This is a genomic window from Luteirhabdus pelagi, assembly GCF_016827595.1.
Taxonomy (GTDB): domain Bacteria; phylum Bacteroidota; class Bacteroidia; order Flavobacteriales; family Flavobacteriaceae; genus Luteirhabdus; species Luteirhabdus pelagi.
Genome location: NZ_JAECMS010000002.1, coordinates 842,478 through 853,324, shown reverse-complemented (window position 1 = coordinate 853,324; position 10,847 = coordinate 842,478). Strand labels below are relative to the sequence as shown.

Below are 10,847 nucleotides of genomic sequence, written 5' to 3'. Positions count from 1 at the left end.
ACTTGAAGGCGAATTTGCCTTAAGGAAGTATTAAAGTCTATCGGAAATTGCGTTGGCTACCATGAATCCCCCCGTCCATGCATTCTGAAAATTAAAGCCTCCCGTTACCGCATCGATGTTTAGCACTTCTCCCGCCAAGTATAAGTTCCGATGTTTTTTGCTTTCAAAGGTCTTGAAATCGACTTCCACCAAATCGACTCCACCAGCAGTGACGAACTCTTCCTTAAAGGTGCTTTTTCCTTCTACTTGAAAAGTAGCATTGGTAAGTTGTTGGGCCAATGTTGAAATATCGGCATTCGACAAATGCGCCCAATTCGCTTCCTTTTCAATTTTGGAAGCTGCTACCAACCGCTTCCAAAGCCGTTTCGGTAAGTCGAATTGTGGATGGGTGGTCACTTGTTTTTTGGCAAGCGATAGTTTCAATTCCTTCAGCATTTCCGCACATTCCGCTGCGGAAACATCCATCAGCCAATTCACCTTAATGAAAAATTGATAGTTTACCTCAGCCAAGTCCCTTGCTCCCCATGCGGAAAGCTTTAGAATCGCGGGACCGCTCATTCCCCAATGGGTAATCAGTAATGGACCATCCGCTTCAAGTGACGTATTTGATAGTCCTTCTATTCGAATTGTGGCTGGCGTAGAAACCCCTGCCAAACCTTCAATTCGGGAATCTTGAATATTAAAGGTAAACAAGGAAGGTACGGGTGAAATAATGGTATGTCCCAACCGTTTCAACAGCTTCCATATCTTCGGATTGCTGCCTGTGGCGACAACAACCGCTGATGCTACAAATTGTTCTTCTTTTGTTTCTATATGCCAATATTCATCGTCAAAGGTGACCTCTTGTACCGAATGACCAGTCAAAACCTCAACCCCTAAACGATTGGCTTCATTCAAAAAACAATCGATAATAGTTTGCGAATCATCTGTTATGGGAAACATACGGCCGTCTTCCTCGGTTTTTAGCGGAATGCCCTTTTCTTCAAACCAACCCACCGTATCGCCCGTCATAAAAGTATGAAACGGGCCTAAGAGCTCTTTTTTTCCACGCGGATACTGTTCCACCAATTCCTTCGGAAGAAATTCGGCATGAGTAACATTGCAGCGTCCACCTCCAGAAATTTTGACCTTCGTCAATACTTCCTTCCCACGCTCCAAAATGATGATTTTGAGATTCGGTTTTTGTTCTGCTAGATTAATAGCCGTAAAAAAACCCGCGGCACCACCGCCAACGATTATGACGTCGGCCGATATCACGAGTTTAATTTTTCAGCGCCAAATCCTTCACATAAATCGATGGTTTCCTTTACGTGTTCCATCGTAGTACGCGGATTTATCAAACACATACGAAGTACGATCTGGCCGTTTAAAACAGTAGTTACTAATAAAGCTTCACGAGAGCCGACCACCTTTTCGGAAATATATTGGTTCAATTTATCGAGCTCTTTTTCACCCAACTTTTCCTTAATCGGATTGTATCGAAAGTTGATTACTGCCAAGGTCGCTGGAGAAATTACTTCCCAATACGCACTTTTTCGAAGCAAGGCCTCGGTGCGCTCTGCCATTTCAATATTGTAGGTAATCGCTTTGCGAAAGGCTTTTAGTCCGAAAGTCTTTACGCTCATATAGAATTTCAACGCTCGGAAACGCCGGGTAAGCTGAACTCCGTGGTCGTAAAAGTTTATTTCACTTTCATTTCCTTCTACATCGCGCAGGTATTCTGGTTTTTCGGTGAATGTATTCTTCAGCCATTTGCTGTTTCGGACTAACAAACAGCCCATCTCATAGGGTTGAAAGAACCACTTATGTGGATCGACCGTCAACGAATCGGCCTTTTCGATGCCTTTCAGTAATTGCTTGCCATTTTTCGCTAAGATCGCAGCACCACCATAGGCACCATCTATATGAAACCAAAGCCCTTCACTTTTACAAATTTTAGACAGTTCGGTAAGCGGATCGACCGTTCCTGTGTTCGTGGTACCTGCCGTTGCCACCATGCAAAAAGGTTGAAGTCCTTCTAACTTGTCTTTTGCGATAGCATTTTTCAGCTTATTGATGGAAAACTTGAACTCTATGTCGGTGGGAATGATGCGAATTTGTTCTTTTCTAAACCCTAGAATTCGGATGGCCTTGATATTCGATGAATGCGCCTGATCGGAAAGATATATAACCGCCTTGCTAAAATCGTCTCCGCACTTAATGCGTCGTGCCGTTACGATAGCCGTTAAATTTGCCATCGAGCCTCCGCTGGTAAAGATTCCGCCTCCCTTTTTTGGTGGGAAGCCGAAGATTTTCAGCAACCAGTTAAGCGTAACGATTTCCAATTCTGCCGCGGCTGGACTTGCGGCCCATCCTCCAGAAAAAATATTGAAACCAGTAGCCAGGGTATCGGCCATGGCACTGACGTAGTTGCTTGGTCCCGGAACGAAGGAGAACGATTTTGGATGTGAAACAATGGCGCTTTGCGTCATTACATTCTGAAGTACAAAATCTAATACTTCCTGCGCATCGGACGGTTTTTCGGGTGCTTCTTCCAGAAACATCCTATCCATTTCGGAACGAGAGGCCAATGCCACCGGTTTCTTGTCATTTTGCGTAGCCGTATGGTCTACTACGGCATCCACGATGGAATAACCATATTCCTTCATTTGCTCCTTCGATAATTCCAACCTTGCATTTGCGTCCAGTTTCACGATTCAATAGGGTTTAAAATTCGCTGCAAAAGTACGGCTTTAAAAGGGTTTCCGCATAAAAAAAGCACGCCAAGATTAGGGCGTGCTTTTTTATTTGAAATTAATTTTCTATCGAACAACCAACTTTCGGATGGCCGCCTCGGTATCCGTTTCAAAACGGATAAAGTAAACGCCTGCAGCTACAGGAAGGTTCACCGTATTTTCACCACTAACGACCGCTACTTCAAATACATTCTTCCCTGTAATATCATACACGGAAAGCGTTTCAAAGCCTACCATATTATCGAAATTGATGGTTCCTTTGGAAGGATTCGGATAGAAACTAAAGTCTTGGAAGATTTCATCTTCAACAGAAAACTCTGCACAACTAATTGGATCAAAAATTACTTCACCCAAAGAACTATCGTCGGGTTGATGAAAAATTACTTCTTCCGCATCGGCTAAAGAATTCGGGGCATCATTTTCTTTCCAACAGTTATTTTTCGCCTGAATCGTATTTGGCGTGTTGTTGTACAAAGCAAAGGTTTGACCACTGTTTTCATTTTCAGAAAAGATGTTATCCCCAGAATTGTTTACTTCATCACCCAAGTTGATTGATGCTTCCCCTTGTAGCGTAATGCCCCATAGGTTTCTGCGAATTTCATTTCCTTGCGCAATCACTTCCATTCCGCCAGAAGATGTATTAAGGTTAATACCGCTTCCACCAAGGTTAGGATCGCCTTGGGTGTTATTGTCTTCAATCACATTAAAACGCATGTAGGCGAACGAATTATTCCCTAGCATGGTAATTCCATAGCGGTTGTCGGTAATAACGTTATCATCAATTATCGCTCGAATATTTCCACCAACGAAATTCGCAATGGCAATTCCCCCCACTTGATCAAGGGCAGGATCGCCTTTAATCGTGTTTTGAATAATCTTTAGTGAATCGTTCACTTTCGTGATTCCCAAATTGATTTGCGGACGGTTGCTGTTCTCTTGTGTATTCCCTTCAATATAATTGTTGAAGATGTAAGGTGAAACTTCAATATTGGCACCCGATGAAATAGCAGGCAACTGATTAAAAGTTATCGTATTATTCGTGATTTGTGGTACTCCACGCGAAAGAGAAATGGTTCCGCCGGTAGCAGCACCTTCTACATTGTTTGTCAACGTACAGTTATTTATAGTGAAGGTTTCGGTCAACACTCTCAATCCACCCCCAAATTGAATGGTACTGTTTTGGATATTGATTTCTGAGAATTCCTCGAAGCGAAATCCTTCGTATGGTGCTGCCTCGTCGATTGCAGTAAAGGTAACATCATCGGCCGTAACCTCAAATGTTCCGAATACCGTAATCAAAAGATCGGCATCGATGGATAAGGTTAGGTCTTCATCGATAATTACTGTATCGGAAGCGGCAATTTCAAGATTTTCCAACAACTCGTATTGGTCGCCACTAACCGTAATGGTACTCGGACTCGCGTTCGCGATATCATCGAGTGTCCAAACGACTCCAGTATCGGGAGTTGTATACGTCTGTGCCAATAACACAGCTGGCGCAATAAATAGTAAAAGGAGTAAAAAAGTATTCTTTTTCATGATTTTATTGAATTTTTTCCAAAAATACGTACTCATGTTGCAGTACCCAATGAATTCCCTAAAAAGATTAAGGGTTGAAGTGAAGTTTCCTCTTAAATTTTTCTCAAATTGAAGGGTGTGGTCTAGCAAGGTCAAAAAATCCCCGTACTTTTAAAGAATGGAAATCGTATTATACGTCCTTACCGTATTTTTTATCGTTACGCCATACCTGCCAGCAACCGAGCATCCGCATTGGTTCTATCGGATGCCTGATTTTGTTCGGTTGCAAACCATTGGAATACAGCTGTTGCTAATCGTACTATTTTTCGTCATAATACAACCGTGGCACTTAGCCGACTATATAATGGTGGCAGCATTGCTGGTTACCCTTATCTATCAAATTGTAAAAGTATTTCCCTACAGCAAGTTGTATCCAAGGCGAAAACCCGATTTTGAAAGCGGGGGTTGTGTTTCCATCTTGGCCGGTAATGTTTTTCAGGACAACCACAGCTACGATAAGTTTATTGCAGAAGTAAAACGATTCGATCCAGATATGGTATTGACGATGGAGTCTGACCTAAAATGGGAAGAGGGTTTGAGTGAATTAGAAGAAACCTATCCTCATACAACCAAGATTCCGTTGGATAATTACTACGGAATGCATCTTTACAGCAAAATTGCCCTGAAGAATTTGGAGGTTCATTATCATGTTGAAGACGACATACCTTCTATTTTATTCGAATGCCCCGTAACCGAAGCCCAAGATGTATTCTTTGCCTGTTTGCATCCTGCCCCACCAAGTCCGACTGAAAATGAAACCTCGAAGGAGCGCGATGCTGAGTTGATGATGGTAGGTAAAAAGATTCGTGAAATGAAAAAACCAGTGGTGGTGTGTGGCGATATGAACGATGTAGTTTGGAGTAGAACGACGCGACTGTTCAAAAAAATGACCGCCATGATCGACCCTCGTATCGGACGCGGTTTCTTTCCTACCTATCATGCGGGATACCGCTTAATGCGGTTCCCTCTCGACCACTTGTTCCATACCAAGGATTTGTTTGTGAAAACGATGATCCGTAGCAATAACTTCGACAGTGACCATTTTGCGATGTATTACGAAATTCATCTAAGAGCTGGTAGAGGCCCAGAGACAAAGGGTGAGTTGAACACTGAGGAAAAGCATGAGGTTGAAGAGAAGATTGAGGAGGGAAAGGAACATGCGGATAATTAGCAAGTATATTAGCTTTATGTACTTTTAAACGATAATGATCTGCTGTTATGGGAGAGAAAATTTTATTCGCTTGTATTTTTTTCGGTAGCGAAGAAACAAATAGAAAAATAATGCTGCAAATATGGGGTGTACAATAACAAATAACCAAATGTTCATAGCTTCATAGCTAATTCCAATAGAACCTGCCATTGCATCAATTATGTATAAGCATACCTGAAATAATTCGTCCATACCTCAAAAATAAATTGCGGCCCACATCCTGTTTATAACGATAAAGCAAGGTCGTTTTGCACCTGAAATGTAAAAAAATTTTGATTAGGAATGTCAGGCGGACATTTTGAGTGAGGGGACAGGTTGTCGCGCTGGCATTCGATTTACCTTAAGCAAACAAAAAAGCCTCTCGAAAAGAGAGGCTTTTTGTGCGGATGAAGGGAGTCGAACCCCCACGCCTTGCGGCACTAGATCCTAAGTCTAGCGTATATTGCACCAAAGAAACACAAAAACACTCATTTTCAATGAGTTAATCGTTTTTTCATTTTCTTTAAAGTCATTTAATATCAGTTGAATTCAGCATTTGTTGTACCTATGTTGTACCCAAAAGTTCTAATAAAGACGTATCTTTATAGAAAGTGTACAACAAAAATTGAGCAAAAAACACAATGTTGTACCTATGTTGTACCTGATTTGACTTTCGTACTCAAAACAGGTCAATTATGTCATCAAATGCAAAAATAGTTCTACGCAAAAAACCGAACACCAAGGGGCAATATCCGTTGGCTATTCGAATTACAAAAAACCGTCGTTCCACCTATCAATATGTAGGTCATTATATTGATATTGAGGAATGGGACGAGAAAAACCTTCGGGTAAAAAAATCAAATTCAAATGCCGATAGCCTAAACAAGTTATTATCACAACAACTTTCTGATGCCAATAAAGCACTTATCGATTTACAGTCCGAATATAAAGATGCTTCAGCAAACCAGATTAAAAAAGAAATTTATGCCTCAGGGAATTCCTCAACTTTCTTTGAACTGGCACAAGAACATCTGGACGAACTGGAAGTTGCAGAAAAGTTAAACCGTCTATCTACGGACAGCGCATTGATTAGTTATATTGTAAAATATCACAAATCTAAACAGCTTTCATTTCAAGAAATTGATGAACGATTTCTTAAAAAATTGATGATATACCTCAAGGTTAAGCACAGCCTAGCTGAGACTTCAATAATGAATATACTTGTCCTAATCCGCTTATTATTCAACAGAGCTATAAAGCTAAAAATAGTCAGTAGGGAACTATATCCTTTCGGTGGTGACAAAATTAAAATCAAGTTTCCTGAGACTACAAAAATAGGGTTGAATATTATTGAGGTAAGAGCTATTGAAGCTTTAGATAATCTAACCTACAATGAAATTCATACAAGAAATGTTTGGCTATTTAGCTTCAATTTTGCAGGAATGCGGGTTACTGATGTACTCTGGACAAAGTGGTCAGACATATACGACAATAGGCTTCATTATAGAATGAATAAAAACTCAAAACTACTGTCCTTAAAAATTCCAGATAAGGTTCTAAGTATTTTAGATTTCTACAGAGATGATAAAAAACACGCTACCGATTTTGTTTTTCCTGAATTGAAAAAGGCCAATCTGGATGATGCAAAAGACATTTATAATAAAAGAAAAACGGCAACCAAAAAATTTAACGATAACTTAAAATCCATTGCCAAAAAAGCAAAAATTGACAAGAAGATTACAATGCACATTGCCAGACATACTTTTGGCAATATTGCCGGTGATTCTATTCATCCTTTAATGTTACAAAAACTATATAGGCATAGTGACTTGAAAACTACACTGAATTATCAGGCAAATTTTATCCATAAAGAAGCAGATGATGCTTTAGATAGCGTTGTTAACTTTTGAATTGTCCTACAGCAAACTGTACCTCTTAAGGTGTACTACACTTCAATTGAACCTATAAGTTTCTGATTAAAACATTTAACCAACATCCTGTATAATTCAGGATGTTTCTTTTTAAGCAAGTCCGGACGTTCAAAAAAGTATTCCGAAGCTACAGCAAAGAATTCAGCTTGATTGGTGCCTCCATACTTTCTGATATCAGAGTGGTTATCATTTATCGCTTCCATTTCTTTATGGATTAAGTTTAACCAAGGTATGGCATATTGATGTTCCATTAGCCGCTCTGGCACACCGTCTGTTCTATCGTCCAACTTATCTATAAGGTGCACAAATTCGTGTATGCCAGTATTACTTTTATCCGTTGTATTTTTAAAGCCGTGATACAATGCTTTTTTGGAAAGTATCATCTGTTTCTCGAACCTTCCATTCCCAACTATTCCACCAATATTCCGTGCGTTATCCTTACTACTAAATTGCATATCCTCATTAAAATAATCTGGATATAAAAGGATACCGCTTAAATTGGTGTAATGCCATTCTTTGAAGCCAAAAACAGGTATTACTGCACTTGCCGCAATTAAAATCTTATCCAATTCTTCCAGTTCAAGCTGCACACCATCGATATAGACCTCACTTAAAAACTGCATTATTTTTTGCTGAAAAATTAGCTGTCTATTGTTTGAAAGATTTCTATAAAACAGAACATTGTCCATTAATAATTTGTGCCAATGCTCTGGAAATGGCTTTACACTATGACGTTTCGCTTTTCTATAAAAATGAACAGTAAAAAGAATAATCATAACAGAAATTAAAATATAGACCATCTTAAAAAAACGTATTAATCTACAGGTTCAGCCTTGAATCCCACTTTTTGCAAAACCGTTTTTACATCTTCTTCGGTTGCACCATCGCTTTCAATGGTTAAGATTTTATCAGGATTAGAGGTATCTACTTCCCAACTTTCTACACCTTCTTGTTTGTTTAAAAAAGGGGTTACTTTTGATACACACCCACCACAATTGATATTTGTTTTAAATTTTAAAGTTTTCATTGTATTGAATTTATTTGTTATTAAAGTTTTACTCGTTTCAATCTTAAGCTATTTGCAACTACGGATACACTACTGAATGCCATTGCTGCACCTGCAATCATCGGGTCCAATAAAAACCCATTTACGGGATACAAAACTCCCGCTGCAATTGGAATACCGATGATGTTGTAGATAAATGCCCAGAATAAGTTCTGACGTATGCCCAACACGGTTCTTTTTGACAGTTCCAATGCTTTTGGGATGGATTGCAAATCTGATGTTATCAAGGTCATTTTTGCTACATCCATTGCTATATCCGAACCTTTACCCATTGCAATACTTACATTGGCTTGCGCCAATGCGTGCGAATCGTTGATACCATCGCCAACCATTGCTACTATCTTTCCATCCGTCTGTAATTTTTCAACAAAAGCCGCTTTGTCCGAAGGCATTACTTCGCCTTGATAATTTGTTATTCCTACCTGATGTGCCACGGCAGAAGCCGTTTTATTGTTATCTCCCGTGAGCATAAAGACTTCGATGCCTCTTTCTTGAAGCGTAGCTATGGCTTTTTTTGAAGTTTCTTTAATCTTGTCCGCTATGGCGAGTATCGCGAGCACTTGATTTTCGCCACCAAAGAATATGACCGTTTTTGCCTTCTCTTCGAGACTTTCTGCCGTTTGCATTAAAGAAGCATCAATTTGAATATTCTTTTCGACCATTAGTTTATGGTTGCCCACATAATATTTTGAACCATTCTCTGATTGCGCCTTTACTCCTTTTCCTGTAATGCTTTCGAAGGAAGTAATTTCTGCTTGTTCAATGTTTTCCCCTTTCAGATGATTGACTACGGCTTCTGCCAAAGGATGTTCTGATTGTGCTTCGATAGCCAAGAGAATTTCCTTGTATTGCTTTTGATTTTTAAGCTTATCCTTCCAGAGTATATCGGTGACCAATGGTTTTCCTTCTGTAATCGTACCCGTTTTATCAAGGATTACTGCATTCACTTTATGGCCGAGCTCTAAACTTTCGGCATCCTTTATCAAAATATTATTTTCAGCTCCTTTGCCGATACCCACCATTATGGCGGTAGGCGTTGCCAAGCCCAAGGCACAGGGGCAAGCGATAACCAAAACGGCTACAGAGGTCAATAAGGCTTGTGAAAAGGCATTATCGCCTCCTACAGACATCCAGACAATGAAGGTTACAATGGAAATACTCAATACCACAGGAACAAATATACCGGCAATCTTATCGACCAGTTTTTGAACGGGTGCCTTACTCCCTTGCGCTTGCTGAACCATTTTAATGATTTGGGAAAGCAGGGTTTCCCCACCCACTTTTTCAGCGGTAAACTGAAAGCTTCCTTTTTGATTAACGGTACCAGCGAACACCTTTTCCCCTTGGGATTTCTGAACTGGAACAGGTTCTCCCGTAATCATACTTTCATCTACATAAGAGCTTCCCTTGGAAACTTCGCCATCAACAGGAATTTTTTCTCCGGGACGTACCAAAATGGTCTGACCAACCTGTACGGATGAAATAGGGATTTCCCTCTCTTCCCCATTCTCAATAATTTTAAGGGTTTTAGGCTGAAGCCCCATTAGTTTTTTAATGGCTGAAGAGGTATTTGATTTTGCCTTTTCTTCCAATAGTTTCCCCAAGGAAATAAAGGTGATAATCACGGTAGCCGCTTCGTAATATACGTGAGGCTCGATGCCACGACTTAACCAAAATTCAGGAAAAAAGGTATTGAATACACTAAAGAGGAAGGCGATTCCGGTACTCAACGCCACCAAGGTATCCATATTTGCTTTACCGTGTTTGGCCTGCTTGAAGGCATTGATGAAAAAACTGCGCCCAAACCAAAAAAGAATTGGAAAGGCCAATACCAATGAAATCCATTTGCCTTGTTCCCATTGCATATAGAACATTCCCAACACAAAAATGGGTAGCGTAAGTATCGCCGACCAGATGGTACGGTTTTTTATGTCCTGATAATGCTTTTGCTGAAGTTCTTGCTGTACTTCCGAAGGGTCTTCGGCATCAATTATAATATCGTAACCGACCTCACGAAGCGCGTTTTGAAGTTGATTAGGGTTCAACCCCTCATCATACTCTACCATAACAGAACTGTTCGCGAAATTGACGTTTGCGTCAAATACTCCCTCGGTATGTTTTAATACAGATTCAACACTCGCTGCACAAGAGGCACAGGTCATTCCCGTAACCGGAAATGATTCCTTTACTCCTTTTTTAGTATTCTTTTCTTTGGTTTCAAATATGCTGATTGTCTCCATAAACCCATTCTTATTTGTATGATACAAATTTCAGGATTAAAAGACCTTAATGTGTTACGTAATATGCTGAATGATTTGTAGAATTTTCTCTTCACAAATTATTACTAA

At 40.0% G+C, this 10,847-nt stretch carries 8 protein-coding genes; 2 read left to right on the top strand and 6 right to left on the bottom strand.

The annotated features are described in order from the left end of the window. Positions 1-30: 30 nt before the first annotated feature. From I4Q58_RS08755 to I4Q58_RS08745, 3 genes are all read right to left on the bottom strand, one after another. Complete coding sequence (locus I4Q58_RS08755) at positions 31-1,257, bottom strand: BaiN/RdsA family NAD(P)/FAD-dependent oxidoreductase (RefSeq protein ID WP_203295461.1); 1,227 nt, start codon at positions 1,255-1,257, stop codon at positions 31-33. Beyond that, positions 1,254-2,648, bottom strand: a complete 1,395-nt coding sequence (locus I4Q58_RS08750; RefSeq protein WP_203295583.1) for a pyridoxal phosphate-dependent decarboxylase family protein — start codon at positions 2,646-2,648, stop codon at positions 1,254-1,256. Before I4Q58_RS08750 ends, I4Q58_RS08755 begins: the two co-directional genes overlap by 4 nt. Before the next feature lie 153 nt (positions 2,649-2,801). After that, a complete protein-coding gene (locus I4Q58_RS08745; protein WP_203295460.1) occupies positions 2,802-4,274 on the bottom strand; it encodes a T9SS type A sorting domain-containing protein in 1,473 nt (490 codons plus the stop codon). Positions 4,275-4,431: 157 nt separating this feature from the next. On the opposite strand from I4Q58_RS08745, the gene I4Q58_RS08740 reads away from it, so the two are divergent. Together I4Q58_RS08740 and I4Q58_RS08735 are read left to right on the top strand one after the other, a co-directional pair. After that, positions 4,432-5,484: an endonuclease/exonuclease/phosphatase family protein gene (locus I4Q58_RS08740; protein ID WP_203295459.1), complete on the top strand. Its 1,053-nt coding sequence runs from the start codon at positions 4,432-4,434 to the stop codon at positions 5,482-5,484. A 713-nt stretch (positions 5,485-6,197) separates the two neighbouring features. Further along, complete coding sequence (locus I4Q58_RS08735; RefSeq protein WP_203295458.1) at positions 6,198-7,412, top strand: site-specific integrase; 1,215 nt, start codon at positions 6,198-6,200, stop codon at positions 7,410-7,412. Between the two features lie 35 nt (positions 7,413-7,447). Here I4Q58_RS08735 and I4Q58_RS08730 read toward each other — a convergent pair whose 3' ends face one another. Genes I4Q58_RS08730 through I4Q58_RS08720 form a run of 3 tightly spaced genes read right to left on the bottom strand, consistent with a single transcriptional unit; the run spans position 7,448 to position 10,739 of the window. Next, the gene (locus I4Q58_RS08730; protein WP_203295457.1) at positions 7,448-8,233 is read right to left on the bottom strand and encodes a M90 family metallopeptidase; all 786 of its coding nucleotides are present in this window, start codon (positions 8,231-8,233) and stop codon (positions 7,448-7,450) included. Positions 8,234-8,247: 14 nt separating this feature from the next. Continuing rightward, a complete protein-coding gene (locus I4Q58_RS08725) occupies positions 8,248-8,460 on the bottom strand; it encodes a heavy-metal-associated domain-containing protein (protein ID WP_085767768.1) in 213 nt (70 codons plus the stop codon). A 20-nt stretch (positions 8,461-8,480) separates the two neighbouring features. Then, a complete protein-coding gene (locus I4Q58_RS08720) occupies positions 8,481-10,739 on the bottom strand; it encodes a heavy metal translocating P-type ATPase (RefSeq protein ID WP_085767767.1) in 2,259 nt (752 codons plus the stop codon). Positions 10,740-10,847: the final 108 nt, after the last annotated feature.